General features: G+C 50.1%; 25 protein-coding genes, 2 tRNA genes and 1 pseudogene. 10 read left to right on the top strand and 18 right to left on the bottom strand.

Features of this window, described 5'->3' with window-relative positions; translation table 11 throughout:
* Positions 1-41: 41 nt before the first annotated feature.
* From A9587_RS02635 to A9587_RS02625, 3 genes are all read right to left on the bottom strand, one after another.
* Positions 42-347 (bottom strand): monooxygenase, encoded by a 306-nt coding sequence (locus A9587_RS02635; protein WP_001516325.1) that lies wholly within the window; start codon positions 345-347, stop codon positions 42-44.
* Between the two features lie 109 nt (positions 348-456).
* Positions 457-533, bottom strand: a tRNA-Val gene (locus A9587_RS02630).
* A 4-nt stretch (positions 534-537) separates the two neighbouring features.
* A tRNA-Val gene (locus A9587_RS02625) sits at positions 538-614 on the bottom strand.
* Between the two features lie 307 nt (positions 615-921).
* Between A9587_RS02625 and A9587_RS02620 the strand changes: the two genes are divergently transcribed.
* Positions 922-2178 carry an AIDA repeat-containing protein gene (locus tag A9587_RS02620; protein WP_016248672.1) on the top strand — a complete coding sequence of 419 codons (1257 nt, stop codon included), beginning with the start codon at positions 922-924 and terminating at the stop codon, positions 2176-2178.
* A 40-nt stretch (positions 2179-2218) separates the two neighbouring features.
* Here the strand turns inward: A9587_RS02620 and mdtK are convergent, their stop codons facing one another.
* Entirely contained in the window at positions 2219-3592 is a 1374-nt protein-coding gene (gene mdtK / locus A9587_RS02615; protein WP_001174974.1) for a multidrug efflux MATE transporter MdtK, read from the bottom strand.
* Positions 3593-3807: 215 nt separating this feature from the next.
* Between mdtK and A9587_RS02610 the strand changes: the two genes are divergently transcribed.
* Positions 3808-4434: a riboflavin synthase gene (locus tag A9587_RS02610; RefSeq protein WP_000493961.1), complete on the top strand. Its 627-nt coding sequence runs from the start codon at positions 3808-3810 to the stop codon at positions 4432-4434.
* Positions 4435-4493: 59 nt separating this feature from the next.
* On the opposite strand, the gene cfa is transcribed toward A9587_RS02610, so the two are convergent.
* Both cfa and punC read right to left on the bottom strand, forming a co-directional pair.
* The gene (gene cfa, locus A9587_RS02605; RefSeq protein ID WP_000098885.1) at positions 4494-5642 is read right to left on the bottom strand and encodes a cyclopropane fatty acyl phospholipid synthase; all 1149 of its coding nucleotides are present in this window, start codon (positions 5640-5642) and stop codon (positions 4494-4496) included.
* A gap of 290 nt (positions 5643-5932) precedes the next feature.
* A complete protein-coding gene (gene punC, locus A9587_RS02600; protein WP_016261990.1) occupies positions 5933-7144 on the bottom strand; it encodes a purine nucleoside transporter PunC in 1212 nt (403 codons plus the stop codon).
* Between the two features lie 112 nt (positions 7145-7256).
* Here punC and punR point away from each other — a divergent pair, with 112 nt between their 5' ends.
* Positions 7257-8189 carry a DNA-binding transcriptional activator PunR gene (gene punR / locus A9587_RS02595; RefSeq protein WP_000269487.1) on the top strand — a complete coding sequence of 311 codons (933 nt, stop codon included), beginning with the start codon at positions 7257-7259 and terminating at the stop codon, positions 8187-8189.
* Here punR and purR read toward each other — a convergent pair.
* Entirely contained in the window at positions 8186-9211 is a 1026-nt protein-coding gene (gene purR, locus A9587_RS02590; protein ID WP_000190977.1) for an HTH-type transcriptional repressor PurR, read from the bottom strand. The two genes, punR and purR, sit on opposite strands and share 4 nt — an antisense overlap.
* Positions 9212-9509: 298 nt before the next feature.
* On the opposite strand from purR, the gene cydH reads away from it, so the two are divergent.
* On the top strand, positions 9510-9599 hold the full coding sequence (gene cydH / locus A9587_RS02580) for a cytochrome bd-I accessory subunit CydH (protein ID WP_000102278.1): 90 nt from the start codon (positions 9510-9512) through the stop codon (positions 9597-9599).
* A 165-nt stretch (positions 9600-9764) separates the two neighbouring features.
* A complete protein-coding gene (locus tag A9587_RS02575) occupies positions 9765-10934 on the top strand; it encodes an MFS transporter (protein WP_000701022.1) in 1170 nt (389 codons plus the stop codon).
* Positions 10935-11080: 146 nt separating this feature from the next.
* On the opposite strand, the gene sodB is transcribed toward A9587_RS02575, so the two are convergent.
* A complete protein-coding gene (gene sodB, locus A9587_RS02570) occupies positions 11081-11662 on the bottom strand; it encodes a superoxide dismutase [Fe] (RefSeq protein ID WP_000007276.1) in 582 nt (193 codons plus the stop codon).
* Between the two features lie 127 nt (positions 11663-11789).
* Positions 11790-12617, bottom strand: coding sequence for a peptidoglycan DD-endopeptidase MepH (gene mepH, locus A9587_RS02565; protein WP_038354310.1), 828 nt, complete (start codon positions 12615-12617; stop codon positions 11790-11792).
* Between the two features lie 334 nt (positions 12618-12951).
* Between mepH and grxD the strand changes: the two genes are divergently transcribed.
* Positions 12952-13299, top strand: a complete 348-nt coding sequence (grxD, locus tag A9587_RS02560; RefSeq protein WP_000108172.1) for a monothiol glutaredoxin 4 — start codon at positions 12952-12954, stop codon at positions 13297-13299.
* A gap of 48 nt (positions 13300-13347) precedes the next feature.
* Here grxD and A9587_RS02555 read toward each other — a convergent pair.
* From A9587_RS02555 to nemR, 5 genes and pseudogenes are all read right to left on the bottom strand, one after another.
* Positions 13348-13611: pseudogene (locus A9587_RS02555) on the bottom strand (ATP-dependent helicase); the annotation flags it as partial.
* 203 nt (positions 13612-13814) lie between these two features.
* Positions 13815-14462: a ribonuclease T gene (rnt, locus tag A9587_RS02550; RefSeq protein WP_001282288.1), complete on the bottom strand. Its 648-nt coding sequence runs from the start codon at positions 14460-14462 to the stop codon at positions 13815-13817.
* Positions 14463-14564: 102 nt separating this feature from the next.
* The gene (gene gloA, locus A9587_RS02545; RefSeq protein WP_001237802.1) at positions 14565-14972 is read right to left on the bottom strand and encodes a lactoylglutathione lyase; all 408 of its coding nucleotides are present in this window, start codon (positions 14970-14972) and stop codon (positions 14565-14567) included.
* An 80-nt stretch (positions 14973-15052) separates the two neighbouring features.
* On the bottom strand, positions 15053-16150 hold the full coding sequence (gene nemA / locus A9587_RS02540) for an N-ethylmaleimide reductase (protein ID WP_000093624.1): 1098 nt from the start codon (positions 16148-16150) through the stop codon (positions 15053-15055).
* A gap of 41 nt (positions 16151-16191) precedes the next feature.
* On the bottom strand, positions 16192-16791 hold the full coding sequence (gene nemR / locus A9587_RS02535; protein ID WP_061091132.1) for a DNA-binding transcriptional regulator NemR: 600 nt from the start codon (positions 16789-16791) through the stop codon (positions 16192-16194).
* A 102-nt stretch (positions 16792-16893) separates the two neighbouring features.
* Here nemR and A9587_RS02530 point away from each other — a divergent pair, with 102 nt between their 5' ends.
* The 3 genes from A9587_RS02530 to sodC all read left to right on the top strand — a co-directional run bounded on the left by A9587_RS02530 (position 16894) and on the right by sodC (position 18679).
* Positions 16894-17133 (top strand): DUF1289 domain-containing protein, encoded by a 240-nt coding sequence (locus tag A9587_RS02530; RefSeq protein ID WP_024191872.1) that lies wholly within the window; start codon positions 16894-16896, stop codon positions 17131-17133.
* A 48-nt stretch (positions 17134-17181) separates the two neighbouring features.
* Positions 17182-18078: an aldo/keto reductase gene (locus tag A9587_RS02525; protein WP_000250649.1), complete on the top strand. Its 897-nt coding sequence runs from the start codon at positions 17182-17184 to the stop codon at positions 18076-18078.
* A 79-nt stretch (positions 18079-18157) separates the two neighbouring features.
* Positions 18158-18679 carry a superoxide dismutase [Cu-Zn] SodC gene (sodC, locus tag A9587_RS02520; RefSeq protein WP_000819798.1) on the top strand — a complete coding sequence of 174 codons (522 nt, stop codon included), beginning with the start codon at positions 18158-18160 and terminating at the stop codon, positions 18677-18679.
* On the opposite strand, the gene A9587_RS02515 is transcribed toward sodC, so the two are convergent.
* From A9587_RS02515 to A9587_RS02505, 3 genes are read right to left on the bottom strand one after another with little or no spacing between them, the layout of a single operon-like run.
* Positions 18676-20688: an FUSC family protein gene (locus tag A9587_RS02515; RefSeq protein WP_105263204.1), complete on the bottom strand. Its 2013-nt coding sequence runs from the start codon at positions 20686-20688 to the stop codon at positions 18676-18678. The two genes, sodC and A9587_RS02515, sit on opposite strands and share 4 nt — an antisense overlap.
* The gene (locus A9587_RS02510) at positions 20688-21545 is read right to left on the bottom strand and encodes an efflux RND transporter periplasmic adaptor subunit (protein WP_000023825.1); all 858 of its coding nucleotides are present in this window, start codon (positions 21543-21545) and stop codon (positions 20688-20690) included. The genes A9587_RS02515 and A9587_RS02510 overlap by 1 nt, the downstream gene beginning before the upstream one ends.
* Positions 21546-21547: 2 nt before the next feature.
* A complete protein-coding gene (locus A9587_RS02505; RefSeq protein WP_000670973.1) occupies positions 21548-21784 on the bottom strand; it encodes a DUF1656 domain-containing protein in 237 nt (78 codons plus the stop codon).
* A gap of 200 nt (positions 21785-21984) precedes the next feature.
* Between A9587_RS02505 and slyA the strand changes: the two genes are divergently transcribed.
* On the top strand, positions 21985-22419 hold the full coding sequence (gene slyA, locus A9587_RS02500) for a transcriptional regulator SlyA (RefSeq protein ID WP_001516330.1): 435 nt from the start codon (positions 21985-21987) through the stop codon (positions 22417-22419).
* Positions 22420-22465: 46 nt separating this feature from the next.
* On the opposite strand, the gene slyB is transcribed toward slyA, so the two are convergent.
* Complete coding sequence (slyB, locus tag A9587_RS02495) at positions 22466-22933, bottom strand: outer membrane lipoprotein SlyB (protein ID WP_000597202.1); 468 nt, start codon at positions 22931-22933, stop codon at positions 22466-22468.
* Positions 22934-23109 lie beyond the last annotated feature (176 nt).

The raw sequence follows: 23109 nt of genomic DNA, 5'->3' as shown, positions 1-23109 counted from the left end.
CAGGGATGAAAAGGGCGCTAACCGCCCTTCATTAAGATCTGTCAGGCGAGTTTTGCCTGATTGATGTGACTCAGTGGCTCATTGACATCGAAAACTTTGGCAATAACTTCATCGACACCGAGATTTTTCAGGCGAGCTGTATGTTTGTCCAGATAGGCAAGAGCGCTTTTTTCATCAGCAAAGAGATAGATGCCACCGGCTTCGTGGTTCTTTTCACTTTCCGTCCACACCTTCCACAGAAAACCGGGTTCCTGATTAATCGACTCGGCAAGCGGTTTAAGCTGTTCGGCCATTTCATTGCCAAAGGGACCATTAAATGAAAAGTGAAGCTGTAACAAAGTCGCCATCGTTATTCTCCTTCTGATAACACATACGAAAATAGTGTAAATCTTTTAACGTATTGGATACAGAGAATAAATAAGGGAATAAAAATGAGGAGACCAGACTAAGAAAATCTGGTGCGTCCGAGTGGACTCGAACCACCGACCCCCACCATGTCAAGGTGGTGCTCTAACCAACTGAGCTACGGACGCAGGATGGTGCGTTCAATTGGACTCGAACCACCGACCCCCACCATGTCAAGGTGGTGCTCTAACCAACTGAGCTATGAACGCAACGTTGTAGGTGACAACGGGGACGAATATTAGCGGCAGAGTGGAAAGGTGGCAAGAGGTAAAACGTAATTTTCTGCACCATTTCGACCGTTTGCAGAGCTTTTAAGCAAATTGTCTATATTTTGTTGATTTTAAAGGGCGGTTTTTGTTCAGAGTCATATTTACATCTGACACAGTCAATGGCCTCGCGCATCAGGATGTAAACCGTGCCGTTTGCCTCCATATCAATTCTGGCGTGGATAAATCCTTCGTAGCCTTTACACTTAGGTGGTGATAAGGGCACACAGATGCAGCAAAGGAATAAATCATGGGATCTGATGAAAAAAATTTGATGAGCGACGGGAACGTGCAAATTGTTAAGACAGGCGAGGTCGTCGGTGCGACTCAACTTACGGACGGTGAGTTGATTATTGAGGCTGGCGGAAGGGCAGAAAACACCATAGTGACTGGTGCGGGCTGGCTGAAAGTGGAAGCAGGCGGGATCGCCAGGGGGGCACAGTACGGCAACAATGGCACGTTATCAGTCAGTGACGGGGCCATTGCCACAGATATTGTTCAGTCCGACGGTGGAGCAATTAGCCTTTCAACGCTCGCCACTGTTAATGGCCGCCATCCTGAAGGTGAATTTAGCGTTGATCAGGGCTATGCCTGCGGTTTGTTGCTGGAGAACGGCGGTAACTTGCGCGTACTGGAAGGTCATCGGGCAGAAAAAATCATTCTCGATCAGGCTGGTGGTTTGTTGGTTAACGGAACAACTTCATCTGCAATAGTGGATGAAGGCGGTGAATTGTTGGTTTACCCAGGTGGAGAAGCTTCCAACAGTATGATTAACCAGGGCGGTGTCTTTATGCTGGCGGGGAAAGCCAGCGATACGACACTTGTGGGCGGTGCCATGAATAATCTTGGTGGAGAAGACATCCACACCCTGGTTGAGAATAGCGCCGTTTATCGCCTGGGGACGGACGGTCTACAGCTCTACAGTTCCGGTAAGGCCAAAGATTTGGCGGTGAATACGGGAGGACGGGCTGAAATTCATGCGGGGACGGTGGAAAATGTGGTGGTGAAAGGTGGCACGATGATTGTCATGTCTCCCACCAGCGCGGACGATAAATTTGTAGTGGAAGAGGATTGTGCGCCAGTTGAACTGATGGGTAACGTCGCCGTACAAGAAAGTAGCTCTTTGATTATTGGTTATGGTGCCGATTTACAGCAGTCAACGGTTACGGTACAGCAGGGTGGCGTGTTAATCCTCGATGGTAGCACGGTGAAAGGTGACGGTGTCACTTTTCGTATTGGAGAGTTAAAGCTTGACGGTGGAAAAGTGTGGCTGATCACGGCGGCAGCAACGCATGTACAACTGAAAGCGAAAAGCCTGCGCGGAGAAGGAACGATCTGCCTGCAAACCAGTGCGAAAGAGATTTCGCCTGACTCTATCAGTGTGAAAGGGGAAGTTAGCGGTGATATTCACGTTGAGATAACGGATGCCAGTCGGCAACCTGTCTGTAGCGCGCTTAAACTTCAGCCAGACGAAGACGGGATTGGCGCAACGCTCCGGCCTGCATGAAAACAAAGGCGCAACCCGCGAAGGTTGCGCCTTGTCTTTATTAACGAGCGGCTCGTTGCAGAATAATGGCTGACGGTAAACGTTGCAGAAAACGCATACGCAGCATCATCATAATGGCAGCAGAAGTCAGGCCGATAATAAAACCGATCCAGAAGCCTGCTGGCCCCATTGGTTCAACCACCAGATCGGTCAGAGCCAGAATGTAGCCGCTCGGCAAACCCAGCACCCAGTAAGCCGTAAAGGTGATATAGAAAATGGAACGCGTATCTTTATAACCACGCAAAATCCCACTGCCGATCACCTGTATGGAGTCAGAAATCTGATACACCGCTGCCAGTAACATTAAGTGAGCCGCCAGCGTCACAACCTCTGGGTTATCGTTATACAACAGGGCGATTTGCTCCCGCAGTGAAATCGTGAAAATTGCGGTCAGAGTCGCCATACAAACGCCAACCATAAGCCCTGTCCGTGCGGCTGTTTGTGCATCCAGCGTCGAACCCTGGCCCAGACGATAACCTACGCGGATGGTTACCGCTGCAGCCAGTGACATTGGAAGAACGAACATCAACGAACTGAAGTTCAGTGCAATCTGGTGGCCTGCCACATCGACAATACCGAGTGGGGATACCAACAGCGCCACCACAGCAAACAGCGTCACTTCAAAGAACAGCGCCAGCGCGATAGGAAGACCAAGTTGCACCAGGCGTTTCATGGCGGCTGGATCCGGTTTAGCGGTGCCTTTTTCGTTGCGGATATCGCGCATGGAGCGGGCACGTTTAATATAAGAAACCATAGCGAGGAACATCACCCAATACACAGCCGCAGTCGCCACACCACAGCCGACGCCACCGAGTTCTGGCATCCCAAAATGACCATAAATAAAGATATAGTTCACTGGAATGTTCACCAACAGGCCAATAAAACCCATCACCATCCCAGGTTTGGTTTTTGCCAGACCTTCACACTGGTTACGTGCGACCTGGAAGAATAGATAGCCCGGTGCGCCCCACAACAGTGCTCGCAGATAACCTACCGCTTTATCAGCGAGCGCCGGATCGATATTTTGCATGGAGCGGATGATATAACCCGCATTCCACAGTACCACCATAATGAGCACTGAAACGAAACCGGCAAGCCAGAAACCTTGTCGCACCTGGTGCGCAATGCGCTCACGGCGACCAGAACCATTTAATTGCGCGATAACCGGCGTTAATGCCAGTAGCAGTCCGTGGCCAAAGAGGATGGCCGGAAGCCAGATTGACGTACCGATAGCCACCGCCGCCATGTCGGTGGCACTATAGCCGCCCGCCATCACGGTATCGACAAAACCCATTGCGGTTTGGGCGATTTGCGCGAGAATCACCGGGATTGCTAATGCTAATAACAGACGCGCTTCACTGATATACTTCTGCACGTGAACACCTTTTATATTGTTGTTATATGAGAGACTAAAAAGCCGCCTGAATGGGCAGCAAAAAGAAGAAGCAGGGGAAATTCAGTCTATTGTAGCGAGGATTTATTAATTCTCCAGTGAAAAAATAACCATTCAGCCCCCTTTACTGGCAAGGGTGTTTCCCACCTGCTATTGTGCTGAACAGAATGCCTTAACTGATTTCAGGAGTTGTAAGTATGTTTACGGGGATAGTGCAGGGCACTGCAAAACTGGTGTCGATTGACGAGAAACCAAATTTTCGTACTCATGTGGTTGAGTTACCTGACTACATGCTTGATGGTCTGGAGACCGGAGCGTCTGTAGCACACAACGGTTGTTGCCTGACCGTGACGGAAATCAACGGTAACCATATCAGTTTTGACCTGATGAAAGAGACGTTACGCATTACCAATCTTGGCGATTTACAGGTTGGGGATTGGGTAAATGTAGAACGTGCGGCGAAATTCAGTGATGAAATAGGTGGGCATTTAATGTCGGGTCATATTATGACCACCGCCGAAGTCGCGAAAATATTAACCTCTGAAAATAATCGCCAGATCTGGTTTAAAGTGCAGGATAGTCAGTTGATGAAATATATCCTGTATAAAGGATTTATCGGAATCGACGGTATTAGCCTGACCGTAGGCGAAGTAACGTCGACCCGTTTCTGTGTGCATTTAATTCCGGAAACGCTGGAACGTACCACCCTCGGTAAGAAAAAACTCGGCGCGCGTGTCAATATCGAAATCGATCCACAAACTCAGGCAGTGGTAGATACGGTAGAACGTGTGCTGGCAATGCGTGAGCAGGCCTTGAATCAATAAGATACTGAAGCCTGATTTGAAATGACATCGCCCCCAAAACGGGGGCGATAGAATGACATTTAGCGTGCAACCCGAAGACCGCTTTCGATCCCACGTGAGAACACCACTTGCCAGAGCTGAATATCGCGGGCGCGGAAAGCACCAGCGCAAGCATTCAGATAATAGGTAAACATCCGTTTAAAGCGCTCACTGTAGTTATCAGCAATTTCTGGCCATGCGGCGAGGAATCGCTCATACCAGGCCATTAACGTGGTGTCGTAATCGGCACCAAAGTTATGCCAGTCTTCCATCACGAAATGCGGTTCGCTGGAGCGAGCAATTTGCCGAACAGAGGGCAGACAACCGTTCGGAAAAATATATTTATTTATCCACGGGTCAACATTCAGGTCGGTTTTTTTCGAGCCGATAGTATGCAACAGGAAAATACCTTCCGGTTTCAGATTACGATCCACCACTTCGAAATAGGTATCGTAATTTTTCGGCCCGACATGTTCGAACATTCCAACCGAAACAATACGGTCAAACTGGTCGTTCAGGTCCCGGTAATCTTGCAGCAAGATGGTGACATCCAGACCTGCGCAGCGCTCCTGAGCCATTTTTTGCTGTTCGGCAGAAATCGTGACACCCACCACACTTACGTCATAATTAGACGCCATGTAATGTGCCAGACCGCCCCAACCACAGCCAATATCCAGTACGCGCATACCCGGTTTTAACTGCAATTTTTCACAGATCATTTTGAGCTTCGCTTGCTGGGCTGATTCCAGATTATCGGCATCTTTCCAGTAAGCGCAGGAGTATTGCATGAAGGGATCAAGCATGCGGCTAAACAAGTCATTACCGAGATCGTAATGCTCTTTGCCAACTATCCAGGCACGTTTTTTACTTTGTAGATTGAAAAGGCGTGCACCAGCAATGCGCAGTGTGTCTTTGAAATGATGGGGGAGTTGGTTTTCGAGACCTGCGCGCAAGACCTTGCTAAAAAACATATCCAGTCGGTCACATTCCCACCAACCATCCATATAACTTTCGCCTAACCCTAACGATCCTTCTTGCAGGACGCGTTTAAAAAAATCGGGGTTTTTAACACGAATATCTGCCGGAGCAGGGCCATTAATAGCAATGCCAGCACGGCTAAGTAATTCGTTGGCGATACGATACCAGTTGTCATCCGGTACACTGACTTCTTCTATACACGATGAACTCATAGTTTCTCCATCACTGGTCGGTGATCAGAACCTTAAAACAGCGTAGACGCTTTTTGGGCTTTGTGAGAAATCTCGCAGAAAAAACCGCGAGTCTATAATCCGACGTAGAACAGAGGGAAAGGAGGAACCCTTGCCGAAATGACCATCCATAGTAAACCGGGAACACTCCTGTCCCCGTAGAAACATAATATTTATCGTAATCTTAACAACTGAAAATTAGTATAGGCCGCTAATTTCAATCATACAACAAAATTTTGTTAGCGGCCTAAGTATAAAGATATCGATATATATCAATGCGATTCACTATGAGCGACTTCGGCATTGCTTTGATTCTGGCAGTCTCGTTCTTTACAACGTTGCATCATGTAACCCAGAGCGGCCAGCACCACAGTTGATAACATCACGCTAGTGGTGGTGAACAGAGGTGTGCTAACGCTGATAAGCCAGGAAACCACCAGGCTTGCGAGGAAGCACAGTCCCAGTTGCAGAGTGTTCTGCAAGGCTGCGGCGCGTCCGGTTGCATGTGGGAAGGGCCGCAACGCCTGTGCGACAACAATCGGGTAGATTGCGCCGTTGGCAATCGCCATCACACAGAATGGGACCAGAATTTCGACCAGTGAAACATGGCTAATGAATCCTGCCGCCCAGGTTGCCACGACGCTGACAGCAAACAGCATCAGTAGCCACGGCAACAACTGCTTACCTTGCCATTTCTGCAACGCGGCGCGACAGCCATAACCACCAATCAGAAACGCAATAGTTTGCGGGACATAACTTAAACCAATGACGGCCGGGCTGTAACCCATTTCGCTAAGGATGAACGGAGAACCGGTCAGCCAGGCAAAGAAACTGGCTGAACAGGCAGCATAAATCAGTACGTTTCCGCGATAGATTTTTGAACGCAGCAGATCGGTAAAGGTCAGACCATCCTGGCTATCATTACGTGCTTTAGTCGTGGGTTTAAGCCAGAAAATGGGCAGAATCAGTACTACGGTAATGGCAAACAGGGTGGCGAAAATCGCCTGCCAGGAAAAATGGACCAGCAGCCAGCTACCTAAAAGAGGAGCAAGCGCCGGAGACAGCCCCACTAACGGCATGATAGTGGCGAAAATACGATTCACTTTTTGTGAAGGGTAGTAGTCCGTCACCAACGCCTGCCAGATAACTGCCGCGGCGCAGACCCCCACAGCTTGCACGAACCGCAATACCAGCAGAGTGACAGCGTTTTCCACCCATAACATCCCCAGACTACCCAGAGCAAAAATTGTCAGGCCGATCAATAACACCGGTTTACGACCATATCGGTCGGAGAGCGGCCCCCACAAGAGCTGGGCTGCGGCAAAACCGGCAAGGAACAGACTAAGGCTGGCACTGACAGCAGACGCAGGCGTTTGCAGATCGGCCTGAATGGCGGCGAAAGCAGGCAGATACATATCGGTTGCCAGAAAACCGAGTACGCTCAAACCCGCCAGCCAGACTAAAAATCTTTTCCCAGGTTGCATGTATATTCTCTAAATCTCTCAATTAAACACCGTCGCAAAGTGTAGGGAGTGAAATTCGTGTTGTGAAACGGTAATATTTGATGACTGGTTTCAAAAATTTTGCAGGCAAACTATGTGGTCTGAGTATTCTCTCGAAGTGGTTGATGCGGTGGCGCGTAATGGTAGTTTTAGCGCCGCGGCCCAGGAGTTGCATCGCGTTCCTTCTGCGGTCAGCTATACCGTTCGTCAGTTGGAAGAGTGGCTGGCAGTGCCGCTTTTTGAAAGGCGTCATCGTGACGTGGAACTGACCGCTGCCGGGGCGTGGTTTCTCAAAGAAGGGCGTTCTGTTGTCAAAAAAATGCAGATCACTCGCCAGCAATGTCAGCAGATAGCGAACGGTTGGCGCGGTCAGTTAGCCATCGCGGTAGATAATATTGTCAGGCCAGAACGCACGCGGCAGATGATTGTTGATTTCTATCGCCATTTTGATGACGTCGAACTTCTGGTTTTTCAGGAGGTGTTTAACGGTGTCTGGGATGCGCTTTCCGACGGACGTGTGGAACTGGCGATTGGTGCGACACGGGCGATTCCGGTAGGTGGGCGTTACGCCTTCCGTGATATGGGAATGTTGAGCTGGAGTTGTGTTGTTGCCCGCCACCATCCGCTTGCGTCGATGAATGGGCCGTTCAGCGATGATACGTTGCGCAACTGGCCGTCACTGGTGCGCGAAGACACGTCACGGACGCTGCCCAAACGTATTACCTGGCTGCTTGATAACCAAAAGCGCCTGGTTGTCCCGGACTGGGAATCATCGGCAACCTGTATCTCGGCCGGGTTATGCATTGGCATGGTGCCGACCCATTTCGCTAAACCGTGGCTGAACGAGGGGAAGTGGGTAGCATTAGAACTGGAAAATCCATTCCCTGATTCGGCATGTTGTCTGACCTGGCAGCAGAATGATATGTCGCCTGCGTTAACCTGGCTGCTGGAGTATCTCGGTGATAGCGAGACGCTGAATAAGGAATGGCTGCGGGAGCCGGAAGAGACTCCCGCAACGGATGATTAACGACGATAGTCGCGGAACGGGCCGTCAGCCACGGAGCGGCGTTCAATAAGCCGCGGATGAACTTCAATTGACTGCGGTTCTTCGCGTTTGTTGACGATACGATCCAACAGCATGTTGAACGCCGTTTCGCCCAGCGAATCTTTTGGCTGATGGATAGTCGTCAGCGCCGGAGTAAAATAACGGGCGTTGCGCACGTTATCATAACCGATCAGCGAAATATCTTGCGGTACGCGCAGACCCATTTCATCAGCGGCGCAAAGTGCGCCCATAGCCATGATATCGCCGCCACAGAAGACAGCAGTAGGGCGGTGCGGTTGCGACAGGATTTGCTGCATGGCGCGATAACCCGATTCAGGCTCAAAGTCACCCTGCACAATCCAGTTTTCCGGCACCTTGATCATGGCTTCTTCCATCGCTTTCATAAAACCCGCCAGACGGCCAGCGCCGGTGTTGCGCTCCAGCGGACCAGGAATAACGCCAATTTCGCGATGACCGCGTTCAATCAGATAGCGCCCGGCCATGTAGCCGCCTTCAAAAGCGTTATCGATAACTGCATCGGTAAAGTCCGCTTTTGCTTCGCCCCAGTCCATCACCACCATCGGGATATGGCGATACTCTTCCAGCATCGCCAGTAATGGTTCCGGATACTCAGAACACATGACCAGCAGGCCATCGACGCGTTTTTGCGCCATCATCGACAGATAGGCCCGCTGTTTCTCAAGATTGTTCCACGCATTGCCCAGAATCAGTGTGTAGCCTTTCTGGAAGCAATTTTTTTCTACCGCTTCAATGATCTCGGCAAAATAGGCCGCTTCGCTGCTGGTCGCCAGCAAACCGATAGACTTGGTGTGGTTAACCTTCAGGCTACGCGCCACCGCGCTAGGAGAGTAGTGTAATTCTTTAATCGCTGCCCACACAGCGTTACGAGTCTCTTCCGCGACAAAACGCGTTTTGTTTATAACGTGTGACACAGTTGTAGTGGAAACGTTTGCTCGTTTCGCTACATCTTTTATTGTTGCCATTCCATTTCACTCCAGACCCTAACTTCAGCTCCTGCAAAATCGCAAGGTAAACGTTTGCCTTTACACACCTTACGCACAACGAAAGTGTTGCGGTACGCCGGAAAAATGACACGGAGCGTCAGGAAGGGGTCAATGGCCAGTACGCAAATAGTGTAAGCGTGGAATTTTGGCCGATCTTGATGAAAAGGGGAAGTAGTAAAAACACTTATCATTATAAATGCCGGGAGATTTTTTCATCACACTGTGTAAAAATGAGTAATATCATTTTTTGTGTGGTAATAAAAAAGGAGAAAACTTGATGAGCACCGACCTTAAATTTTCATTGGTAACAACCATTATCGTTCTTGGTTTGATCGTGGCAGTGGGTTTGACTGCCGCGCTGCACTGATTTCCCCTCGAGGGAGCGCGTTCTCCCTCGCATCTCTCTCCTCTTTGTTAGCAAAATGGCAAAAGTGTTTTCTCTTTTTGTTATTTTCATTCTTTTGTGATTGATGTCATGCTTTCGCCACTTTGATGAACATCGCGTGATGACGCGAAGAGGTGGAGATTAGGCATGAAAATTAACTATCCGTTGCTGGCGCTGGCGATTGGCGCGTTTGGTATCGGGACAACGGAGTTCTCGCCAATGGGCCTGTTGCCCGTCATTGCGCGCGGTGTGGATGTCTCGATCCCTGCTGCCGGAATGTTAATCAGTGCCTATGCGGTTGGTGTGATGGTTGGCGCGCCGCTGATGACATTATTACTTTCTCATCGTGCCCGCCGCAGCGCGCTGATTTTCCTGATGGCGATTTTTACCCTTGGTAATGTACTTTCTGCCATTGCCCCGGATTACATGACACTGCTGCTTTCACGTATTTTGACCAGTCTGAATCACGGTGCATTTTTTGGCCTGGGGTCAGTTGTGGCCGCAAGCGTTGTGCCAAAACATAAACAGGCCAGCGCAGTTGCGACCATGTTTATGGGCTTAACTTTGGCGAATATCGGCGGTGTTCCGGCGGCGACCTGGCTGGGTGAAACTATTGGCTGGCGAATGTCGTTCCTGGCAACGGCGGGGTTGGGCGTGATTTCGATGATTAGCCTGTACTTCTCTTTACCGAAAGGTGGCGCAGGGGCGCGACCAGAAGTGAAAAAAGAGCTGGCGGTGCTGCTGCGTCCGCAGGTGTTATCGGCTTTACTGACGACGGTGTTGGGGGCTGGCGCAATGTTTACGCTCTACACTTATATTTCTCCGGTGCTGCAAAGTATCACCCACGCGACGCCGGTGTTTGTTACAGCCATGCTGGTGCTGATTGGTGTCGGATTCTCTATCGGTAACTATCTCGGCGGTAAACTGGCAGATCGTTCGGTCAACGGCACGCTGAAGGGATTTTTGTTGCTGCTGATGGTGATTATGCTGGCAATCCCGTTCCTGGCCCGTAATGAGTTCGGTGCGGCAATCAGCATGGTAGTGTGGGGCGCGGCAACCTTTGCGGTCGTACCGCCCTTGCAGATGCGAGTGATGCGAGTCGCCAGCGAAGCGCCGGGTCTGTCATCATCGGTGAATATTGGTGCCTTTAACCTTGGAAATGCATTGGGAGCGGCTGCTGGTGGTGCGGTGATTTCCGGTGGTCTGGGGTACAGTTTTGTGCCGGTGATGGGGGCGATTGTCGCGGGACTGGCATTATTGTTGGTGTTTATGTCAGCCAGAAAACAACCTGAAGCAGTTTGCGTTGCCAACAGCTAATAAAACAAAAACGCAGAAGGATAACCTTCTGCGTTACAGTTTGCAGGCAAAGTGCGATTTATCTTGCCAGATGTGGTGTTAACGCCTCATCCGCGTAGGTCTGATAAGCGCAACGCATCAGGCAATGTTGCATTTGCCATCAGTTATTATGCAGCGAGATTTTTCGCCACGAACTCCCAGTTCACCAGCGCCCAGAAGTGTTCCAGGTAGCCAGGACGCGCATTGCGATAGTCGATGTAGTAAGCGTGTTCCCAGACATCAACGGTCAGCAGCGGGGTCGCATCGGTGGTCAGCGGAGTACCGGCATTAGAAGTAGAAACGATAGCCAGTTTGCCATCGCTGTTTTTCACCAGCCAGGTCCAGCCAGAACCAAAGTTTTTGATCGCAGCATCAGTAAACTGCGCTTTAAAATCGGCAAAGCTACCAAAAGAAGCGGCGATAGCGTCAGCCAGTTCACCAGTCGGTTCGCCACCGGCGTTCGGTGCCAGGCAGTTCCAGTAGAAAGTATGGTTCCAGACCTGAGCAGCGTTGTTGAATACGCCACCTTCAGAGCTACGAATAATCTCTTCCAGTGATTTACCTTCAAACGCAGTACCTTTGATCAGGTTGTTCAGGTTAGTGACATAAGTTTGATGATGTTTGCCGTAGTGATACTCGATAGTTTCCGCAGAAATGTGCGGTGCCAGAGCATCTTTAGCATATGGTAGTGCAGGTAATTCAAATGACATTGCTACTCTCCTTTATTATTAATTGGCATACGTACAATAGCCTTATTGTGCGTGAGGATAGGGTAGCAAAATAAAAGGTGAGACAAAAGATGAACTTACCCTGTTGCTGTAATAACAGGGTAAAGTTTTAGCGAAGTGTTTTTGGGGTCATTACCCGACGAGCACCTACATAGTGGCGCTGCCAGTAATCTTCGCTTAAAGAAGTGATTTTAATTTCCTGTCCACTGCGCGGAGACTGAATAAATTTGCCGTTGCCAACATACACGCCAACGTGATCGGCGGTTCCGCGACCCTGAGTGCGGAAGAAGACCAGGTCGCCATTTTTCAATTCACTGCGATCGATCGGTGCGGCGTCACGCAGGTGATACATTTCGTTAGCTGTACGTGGAATACGGATCTTCACCAGATCTTTATAGGCGTAATAAACCAGCCCGCTACAATCGAAACCGGTACGCGGTGAGCTGCCGCCCCAGCGATATGGCTTGCCAATTTGTTGCATCAGTTTATTCATTGCCACGGTAGTGGCTTTCTGTACTTTGGCTTTATGCGCGTCAGCGAGGGTTCCGGGTGCGGCATTTTTAACTTTCACGCAATGTGTTTTATAACCCTTACGTTTAGTGCACTTTTCCGTAAAGCTGGCTGCCGCTGTTTTATTCACAACTTGTTTGCTGCGGTTTTTGGCGTTTTTAGAAGCGGTAATGGAGGATTTTTTTACGGAAGAAGCAGTTCTACTTTTAGTGGTACTTTTACTGGCGGCTTTTTTCGCTGTTTTCTGGCTGGCTTTATTGGTCTTTTTGGTGGTTGCCGTGCTTTTCTTTTTATCTGCTTTTTTGGTGATGTGAGTAGTAGCAGAACTCTCCCTGGCTTGCTTTGAAGCATGGGCCATAGGCGTTAAAGGCAGGGTGGTAAAAAGTAAAGCACAGAGCGTGATCGAAATACGGTTTATCCGCGCCACTGAGCGTCCCTCTGTTAAGGCAGGTCTATCATGCCTGCGTCTGATTTACAAAACTTGATGATTCTAATGCATAGAAGAAGAGAAAGTTAATAGCTTTTATTGTTAAAAAATATATTTCGTCGGTGAGCGTAAAAAAATGCAGCAGTGAAAGCTGGAAATGGTCATAAATACGCCAGTTTACAGCGCAACAGCGAAGAAACGAATATTTGAAATGCAACAAATAGAGCAAAGGGATAAAATAGCAAAAGCGTGATGAAAATGTTATTTTCCGTTGCCGCACTGACCCGCTACAATGTCAGATTACTGCCGTAAAGAAGTTTGAGGAAGCAAGACAATGAGCACCACTATCGAAAAAATCCAACGCCAGATTGCTGAAAATCCGATCCTGCTGTACATGAAAGGTTCACCGAAACTGCCAAGCTGCGGTTTTTCTGCCCAGGCAGTTCAGGCGCTTGCCGCATGTGGCGAACGTTTTGCCTACGTTGATATCCTGCAGAATCCGGACATTCGTGCGGAACTGCCGAAATACGCTAACTGGCCGACTTTCCCACAGTTGTGGGTGGACGGCGAGCTGGTAGGTGGCTGTGATATCGTGATCGAAATGTATCAGCGTGGCGAACTGCAGCAGCTAATCAAAGAAACCGCCGCTAAATACAAGTCTGAAGAGCCGGACGCGGAATAATCCGTCCCGCAATACTGACGGAGGCTAACGGGCATCCGTCAGTGTTTTTTATCCCCAATCCAGCCCTTGTGGCGAACTGGAAAATCCCGCCTCACGCAGCAGCGTAAACATCGGCGTTTGCCGTACCGGTTGATCATTCACTTCTGTCAATGTAAAGCGTAGCCGTGGTTCGCGGCGTAGTGCGGTTGCCAGTGCGTGGAATACTTCTGGGGGGAGCAGTTCATCTTTTTCTTGCCATACCAGCATCTTCTTGCCGCCTTGTGCCAGGTAGAGCAACAATTTTCCGCCAGCAATGACTACCAGCGCCTCCGCCCACGGTTCATGCACTCGTCGCCCATAAGGGGAGTGTAAAATAATACGCCAGTCGCCAATTTCATCGTGACAGCGTTCGAGAACCAGGTGGCGACTTCCCGGAACAACAATTAACGCTATTCCCCGTGAATATCATGCATGATTCGTGGAATAGCCTCACTATAGATGCCTGAGTCATTACATGTCATCAGGCATCGACTCGATTACACCTCTTCAGCGGCAGGGAGCGGCCAGCCGCCCAGTCGTTTCCAGCGGTTGACGATTTCACAAAACAGCACGGCGGTGCGTTCAGTGTCGTACAGCGCGGAATGCGCCTGGGTGCTGTCAAAATCCATGCCAGCGGTCTGGCAGGCTTTTGATAATACGGTTTGTCCGAGAGCCAGCCCGGCCAGTGCCGCGGTGTCGAAAGTGACAAAAGGGTGGAACGGGTTACGTTTCAGTGAGGCGCGTTCTGCGGCAGCCATCATAAAACTGTGGTCGAAATTGGCATTGTGCGCCACCATAATGGCGCGGTTACAGCCGCTCGCTTTAATGCCTTTACGGACAACTTTGAAAATCTCATGCAACGCCTCATATTCGCTGACTGCACCGCGATCGGGATCGTTCGGGTCAATACCATTGAAGGCGAGGGCTTCTGGTTGCAAATTAGCGCCGACAAACGGCTCGACGTGAAAATGTAATGTGGTGTCCGGCATCAGCCAGCCTTGTTCATCCATTTTCAGGGTGATGGCGGCGATCTCAAGCAGTGCATCGGTTTTGGCGTTAAATCCGGCGGTTTCGACATCGATCACAACAGGATAAAAACCACGAAAACGGTCGCACAGACCGGTAAGTTGAGCGTTATCGGACATCTGATTCTCTTAATACGGAAAAATTGCAGCGTGCATTATGACAAATATTACCCGCTGATGCAGTAAAGATGCGGGCGCGATGAGTTCACGCCCGGCAGGAGATTAGTTGCCCAGACCGCGACCGGCGTCTTTCTCTTCAATCAATTCAATTTTGTAACCGTCTGGATCTTCCACAAAAGCGATAACCGTAGTACCGCCTTTTACCGGACCCGCTTCACGGGTAACGTTACCGCCGTTCTGACGGATTTTTTCGCAAGCTTCTGCGGCGTTATCGACGCTAAGGGCGATGTGACCATAAGCGGTGCCAAGTTCGTATTTATCCACGCCCCAGTTATAGGTCAGTTCAATTACCGCTTCTTCTGTTTCCGGGCCGTAGCCAACAAACGCCAGCGAGTATTTGTATTCCGGATTTTCGCTGGTACGCAGCAGTTTCATGCCCAGCACGTTGGTATAAAAATCGATGGAGCGTTGCAGATCGCCAACGCGCAGCATGGTGTGAAGAAGACGCATCTTTATATCCTCAAAATGGCTAACAGATTCAAAATGTTGTTTTAGTATAGCGGCGGTTTTGCGCCGCTCGCAATGTTGGATTACAGCGTAGGGTAGTCGGTATAACCTTCCGCACCGCCGCCGTAAAAACTTTCGGCACGCTGTGGGTTAAGCTCAGCTTTGCGCTGCAATCGAGCGACCAGATCCGGGTTTGCAATCCAGTCACGACCAAACGCCACCGCATCAATTAACCCTTTGCCGATCAGCGTTTCTGCTTTTTCTACCGTATATGCACCAGCCCCGATAATCGGGCCGTGGAAACGGGCGCGTACTTTTTCGCGGAACGCCTCGGTATATGGTTTGCCGCCTGCCCAGTCTGGTTCGGACATATGCAGATAAGCAATGCCGCGTTTACCCAGTTGTTCAATCAGATACAGCGCATCGGCTTCTTCATTCGGGCCGTTATCGGTGTTCTGGAAAGTACCAATTGGCGAAACGCGAATACCAATGCGATCGGCACCCCATTCTTTAATCCCGGCATCAACAACTTCCAGCACCAGACGAGCGCGATTTTCCACGCTGCCGCCGTACTGATCGGTACGATGGTTGGAGGATGGAGAGAGGAACTGATGCAGTAAATAACCGTGAGCGGAGTGGAGTTCCACCAGATCAAAACCGGCTTCACGGGCGTTGGCGATAGCCTGGCGGAAATCGTTGACAATACCCGGGATTTCTTCCAGCTCCAGCGCACGCGGCATGGTGGTTTCGACGCGGATCGCCTGACCATTTTCATCGCGCAGAGAAGTTCGTGTACCCGCACTAAGTGCAGAAGGCGCTACCGGTGCCTGGCCACCAGGTTGCAGGCTGGCGTGAGAAATGCGCCCCGTGTGCCAAAGTTGCACGGCGATATGACCATTTTCAGCATGAACACCGGCGGTAATTTTTTTCCACGCGGCGATTTGCTCCGGACTATGAATGCCTGGCGCGCCCGCATACCCTTTTGCCTGGGCGGAAACCTGGGTGGCTTCGCTAATGATCAAACCTGCACTGGCGCGTTGGCGATAATATTCCGCCATCAACGGAGTAGGGATATCACCCGGTTCAATGCTACGCAGGCGCGTCAGAGGAGCCATAAAGATACGGTTTGCCGCCGTGATTGCGCCCACTTTCAGTGGGGAATACAGTTTTTCAGATGACATAAAGACTCCCGGTCGTCTGGTGATAAAATAAAAAATGCCTGCTAAACGGCAGGCGTCGCAATAATGGTTTTGACATGTGTTAGCGCGTTTTCCAGAGGCCCGGAGCTGCGCGAAATTTTGGCTTGCAGATTGGCCCCCAACCACAGCGCATAGAGAACTTGCGCCTGTTGCAGCGGATCTCCGCAAAAGGTTAAACAGTGGCTATCGCGGCCATTTTCCAGCGCCTGGGCGAGCAGAGCGATTACCTGGCGCGCACCTTTATCCATCGCGCTGCGCATATCTTCTGACAGGTCGCACACTTCAGCAGAAAGTTTTACTGTCAGACAGCCGCTGATCGTCCCATGCTGGCAGAACTGGTTCAGCGTTTGCTGGTAATAGGCCAGAATACGGTCGCGGTAATTTCCCTCGCCAGATTGCAGCAACTCCGTCAGTCGTTGGTGGTATGCCGCGTAATGGCGTTCAAGCATGGCAACACCAAACGCCTCTTTAGAACGAAAGTAGTGGTAGAAAGACCCTTTTGGCACTTCGGCGGTCTTCAGTAATTCGCTTAACCCCATTCCGGTAAACCCACGCTGCAGGCAGAGTTGCTCTCCGGTTGCCAGGAGGTGTTCGCGAGTATCGTGTTCAGGATGTTTGTTCATGCGCTTGAGTGTAGTAGACCGGTCGGTCTAGTGCAAGCAAAGTTGCTACTTTGGGCATTAACAGCTTCAATAGTGGTAATAATCTTATATAAGGAGGGCGAGGTGGCGGAGCAATTAGAGTTCTTTCCCGTCCAGAGCCCATGCCGGGGAATTTGCCAGTCTGACGAACGCGGATTTTGCCGTGGCTGTTTTCGTAGCCGGGATGAGCGTTTTAACTGGAATAAAATGAGTGATGGTGAAAAACAGGAGGTTCTGCGACTTTGCCGACAACGACTTATGCGTAAATTACGCGCGAACAGGCCAACGTCATCAGACGAACCAGAGCAACCATCACTCTTTTGAGAGCAATCTTGCGTATACTCCTCTCATATCTGATAAGAGGAAGCGATTATGGTTCAGCGTATTACTATTGCGCCGCAAGGCCCGGAGTTTTCCCGTTTTGTGATGGGCTACTGGCGACTGATGGACTGGAATATGTCCGCACGCCAGTTAGTTAGTTTTATTGAAGAGCATCTGGATCTCGGTGTGACCACCGTGGATCACGCTGATATTTATGGCGGCTATCAGTGCGAAGCGGCATTTGGCGAGGCGCTGAAACTGGCACCGCATTTGCGTGAACGGATGGAAATTGTCAGCAAATGCGGCATCGCGACGACTGCGCGTGAAGAAAACGTTATTGGTCATTACATCACCGATCGCGACCATATTATTAAAAGTGCCGAACAGTCGCTAATTAATCTCGCGACCGATCATCTGGATTTACTGTTAATCCACCGTCCCGACCCGTTAATGGATGCCGATGAAGTAGCGGATGCGTTTAAACATTTGCATCAGAGCGGCAAAGTGCGCCATTTTGGCGTATCGAACTTCACGCCTGCGCAATTTGCCCTGCTGCAATCGCGTTTGCCATTTACTCTTGCCACTAATCAGGTGGAAATTTCTCCGGTGCATCAGCCGTTGTTGCTGGATGGTACGCTCGATCAACTACAACAACTGCGTATTCGCCCGATGGCCTGGTCTTGTCTTGGCGGTGGCCGTTTATTTAATGATGATTATTTCAGGCCGCTACGTGATGAACTTGCTGTGGTGGCGGAAGAATTAAACGCGGGTTCTATCGAGCAGGTGGTTTATGCCTGGATATTGCGTCTGCCATCGCAGCCGCTGCCGATTATTGGCTCCGGTAAAATTGAGCGTGTGCGTGCCGCCGTTGAAGCGGAATCCCTGAAAATGACACGCCAGCAGTGGTTCCGTATCCGTAAAGCGGCATTAGGTTACGACGTCCCGTAAGCACTTTCGGAATCGCCTCCGTTCAAATATGTGTCACTGGTTTACACTTATTCAGGTATGCACATTGAGCGGAGGTCTTATGAAACGTTTTAGTCTGGCTATTCTGACGCTGGTTGTTGCGACCGGCGCGCAAGCCGCCAGTGAAAAAGTCGAGATGAACCTCGTCACATCACAGGGGATTGGGCAGTCAATTGGCAGCATAACGATTACTGAAACCGATAAAGGTCTGGAATTTTCGCCCGATCTGAAAGCATTACCGCCCGGTGAGCATGGCTTCCATGTTCATGCCAAAGGAAGCTGCCAGCCAGCAACGAAAGATGGCAAAGCTACTGCGGCGCAATCTGCAGGCGGACATCTTGATCCCAAAAATACCGGTAAACATGAAGGGCCAGAAGGTGCAGGGCATTTAGGCGATCTGCCTGCGCTGGTGGTCAACAATGACGGTAAAGCAACCGATGCCGTCATTGCGCCTCGTCTGAAATCACTCGACGAAGTTAAAGACAAGGCGCTGATGATCCACGTTGGCGGCGATAATATGTCCGATCAACCAAAACCGCTGGGCGGCGGCGGTGAACGCTATGCCTGTGGTGTTATTAATTAAGAGGCTAGCGTACCCTGTGGTGGTGCCTGCTCAAGTTGCGAAAGCGAGCAGTACAGTCGCCAGACAATCGCCGCCAGCTCACGGGCAGCGGGTTGATGATGGCGGGCAAGGCTGTCGCAGATTCGCTGTAACTCTTCAAGTGTGGCCGCCAGTGATTTTTGCTGAACGCCACGCTCGCTCATCACTCCTCGCAACAATGAAATACAGTTATCTCGCACCTGCGATAAAGGATCGGAACGTGATTCCCAGTCGCGCAATTGCCAGACAACATGTGAACAGTTCAGCAGCACCACGCCCCAGCGTAATAACCAACGGCGAGCCAGCGCGTCCTGGCTGTTACTCAACTGGCTGACGTGATGATAAGTGAGCGATTCAAATTCGCTTTCACTCAGGGTTGGGTGACGGCTAAGTTGATCGACAAAATCCCGTCGCAGTGCGCGAATATGACGGCGGCTTTTGCGGGCATCGGACCCCGGTCGCAAAATGGCGAATGCTAACCATGCCAGCGCCACGCCAACGATTTTTGCCAGGTTATCGTTAAGAAAATCAGCAAAATCATACACCGGAGGATTAGTGACAGCGATAAACGACCCCATAAATACAATCAGTTGTCCCCACAGCGCGGCCAGTTTTGGCATCTGCAACTTAAGAAGCTGCATTGTCGCCAGTAGCGGGAAGAGAAACAGCAAAAATTGCCACAGATCGCTAATCTGAACCATCAGGCCAAACTTAACCACAAAACTGAATAGCGAAAGTAATACCAGCGTGCGCATCAGTAGCGACAACGACTTAAACGGTGCCGCGACTGCGGAGTAAAGTACGCAACTAATTGCTGCCAGCGTTAATGCATTGGCACCGGCATCCCATTGCGAGGCAATACTCCATGTGCCAATCATCATCAATGTACAAAATGTACGCAGTCCGCTCCACATAGCTTCGGCATTATCGGTATGACGTGCCAGACCAGATGCGCGAGGGAGCCTGGTATGATCATCTGAGCTGCTTTCCAGGCGATGCAATTCCTGACTACTTTGCAGATAAAGGTGGCAAAAATAACGTAATCGGTGCCAGAAGGCGACGTGCTGGTAGTCGGCTAAGTTGGTTGGGCGTAGCGGGGCAATAATGCGCGCAACGGTGTAAAAATTTGTTTGCGAGTTGGCGAGCACCGTCAGTAACTGTTCGATAATTTCCCGTGTGGCACCGGGCGGTGAGGGCCAGTTGAGCAACATACGTCGCAGGCTGGAGATGACGCTGGTCATACGTAATTGCTGGTGGAGTAGCGCATTCAGGCGTGCATTTTGCTGGCGGAAACGATAGTGGCTCCAGAACGCCTGAATACGCAGCAAATTCATGGTCAGTATTTGCCCAATTACCGATTCATGTGCTGTGCGAATGGCATCGGTCGTTTCGGGCTGCCAAAGCAAACTGGCATGCTCCAGTAAACGAGCATGCATGTTTTTCAGTGCGGTTAAAAGAGCGGTGGCATCAGAACTGCTCGGCAGGATCATCATCATCATGCCGCCGCAAAGAATACCGACAATCACTTCACAAACACGTGCCTGAGCGATATCCCATAGCTGGCTGGCTTCAGTAATATTGACCATCGGAAAGGCGATAATGGCCGCAGTATAGCCCGCCAGTTGAAATGCATAGGCCACGTTATTCGTGAAATGCGCGCAGGCCCAGGTACAAAAGCCAAGCCACGCAGACATGCTCAACAGAAAAAACCACGGCTCGTTGAGAGTATGTCCGGCAAGAATCAGTGCCGCGATAGCTCCGAGCAAACTGCCAGCAATACGTCCCATGCTTTTGCTGATGACACCGCCAACGGTGGGGAAGCTGACCACCGCCGCCGAGGTCATTGCCCAGTAAGGTTCATCAAGATTTAAATAATAGGCAACCGTCAGCGCCAGACACATGGCAATGGTGTTGCGTAACGCATAACGCCATTGCGCCAGCGTGGCTCTGAACCAGGGGAAATTGTGCAGCGACCATGGCGGTACGTTCATTACGGGCCTACAGCGATACTACAGGTGGTGCCGGATACCAGCGTGACATCGCCGGGGACGTTATCGAGAGCAAAACGAACAGGAACACGTTGGGCGAGACGAACCCAGGGAACGTTAGGTTTAACGTCGGGAATCAGGCTGGAATCATTTTCCACACTCTGATCATAAATCGCCCGACCAATACTGGAAACGTGACCCTGTAACGTTTTATTGTCGCTGTAGAGTGTAATTTGTGCTGGCGCACCGCCCCGGATATGGCGCAATTTGGTTTCTTCAAAATAACCAATGGCGTAAAACGAGTGGCTGTCCACCAGAGCAAACAGTGGTTTTCCGGTGTCGGCGTAGTCACCGATGCGGGTGGTGAGATTAGTGACCCATCCACTCACCGGGGCGCGAATTTCCGTTTGCGCCAGTTGCCATTGTGCCTGTTTCAGCGTTGCTTGTGCGGCATCGACACTTGCCTGCATCGCTTTAACATTGAGGTTAGCGGTATCCAGCTCTTCGGCAGAGATAAAGTTTTGTGAGAGATGGCGGCGACGGTTAGCTTCATTATTGGCTTTGGCGAGGTCAGATTGCGCTTTTGCCAACTGAGCCTGGGCATTAAGCACAGCAATCTGAAAGGGCGTTTTATCGATAGAGAACAGAATATCACCCGCGTTAACCAACTGGTTGTCTTTTATATTCAGCTCAACAATACGTCCAGACACCTGTGGCGTGATAGAAACCTGTTCTGCGCGTATTTTTCCGTCGCGTGTCCAGGGGGACTGCATGTAGTAGTTCCATAGCCACCATCCGGCAAGAACTGCAAAAACCGCTACAATAATTGTTGAGAAATATTTAATGGTTTTAATTGACATAGTTACCACGCAATCAGTATTGCCAGGGCAAAGCAAACGCAAATCGCAAACAGCGACAAATCCATTAACAAGGGATGCCAGATGTCTCCGGCGTAGATTTTGTCGCGAAGCAGGCGGTGTATAACGAGCCAGATGACAAATCCAAGCGCGAACGCTTTGAAAAACGGAGGAAAGTAGATGGATGCACCGAACACCAGATCTTGTAAGGGTAATCCTGTTGCACTATGCATAAACTTCACAAAATAGATTCCTTTACGGCTGAATATATTGCTTTAGATTAATAAATATTCTTTATGTGCGAGAAAGTTACTCGCTATTTCTGAAAAGCATGTCTGATGGTAAGCAAATGCAGCAATACATTTGTTTTAGCAATACAATTGCTGCACACTATTCTAAAAGCTGTATAATATCTTAGCAAGCTAATTATAAGGAGATGAAATTGGAATCGCCACTAGGTTCTGATCTGGCACGGTTGGTGCGCATATGGCGTGCTCTGATAGACCATCGCCTGAAACCGCTGGAGTTAACGCAAACCCATTGGGTAACGTTGCACAATATCCATCAGTTACCTCCAGACCAGTCGCAAATTCAACTGGCAAAAGCGATCGGCATTGAGCAGCCTTCACTGGTTCGTACGTTGGACCAACTGGAAGAAAAAGGGTTAATTTCGCGTCAAACTTGTGCCAGTGATCGTCGGGCCAAACGCATTAAACTGACGGAAAAGGCGGAGCCGCTGATTAGCGAAATGGAAGCTGTGATTAACAAAACCCGGGCGGAAATTTTGCATGGGATTTCCGCAGAGGAGCTGGAACAATTGATTAAGCTCATTGTAAAAATTGAGCATAACATCATAGAGTTACAGGCCAAAGGGTGAAATGAAGGAGGCGTGTGGCCAGTTACCTGACCACACGTTAACGTGTTTAGCGCGGGGAAACAGTCACCTGGCTGCCGTTGCTGGCCAGAATGACACGTTGTCCCGGAGAGAAGTGGGTATTGCCCTGTTTCTGTACCACCATGATGGTGTTGCCATCATCTTTACGAATTTCCAACTCCACACCCTGGGTTTTGTTTATTGCGCTCTGCACGCCCTGACCGGCTACACCGCCTGCGATAGCACCTGCCGCGGTAGCCAGAGAACGCCCGGTTCCGCCGCCAACGGTATTTCCAAGGAAGCCACCGAGAACCGCACCGCCAATTGCGCCGATAACGTTGGAATCATCACCACCCTGAATTTGTACCTGTCGTACATTAACGATTGTGCCATAGCTGACATTCTGCACTTGCTTCGCTTCAGAGGCGGTATAGACATCACCAGAAAGGGTATCGTTGTTGACACAACCGACAAGAGACAGACCGACCATTGATACAACCAGTACGCGCTTAATCATTGAAAAATCTCCTGATTACCATGAAACGCCTCACAAGCATCCCTCATGGCCAAAGTAAATGGCATTGGTATAACTATGATTACATGTTCCACTAAAACATGATGGAATCATAATTAGAATACGGTTAACCAAGTATAAACAAAACATTCATAGTAGTTATTGATATAAATATAATG

The sequence above is a fragment of the Escherichia sp. MOD1-EC6162 genome, from assembly GCF_002965125.1.
In the GTDB taxonomy this organism is placed as follows: Bacteria; Pseudomonadota; Gammaproteobacteria; order Enterobacterales; family Enterobacteriaceae; genus Escherichia; species Escherichia marmotae.
This window is presented reverse-complemented; position numbering and strand designations above follow the sequence as displayed.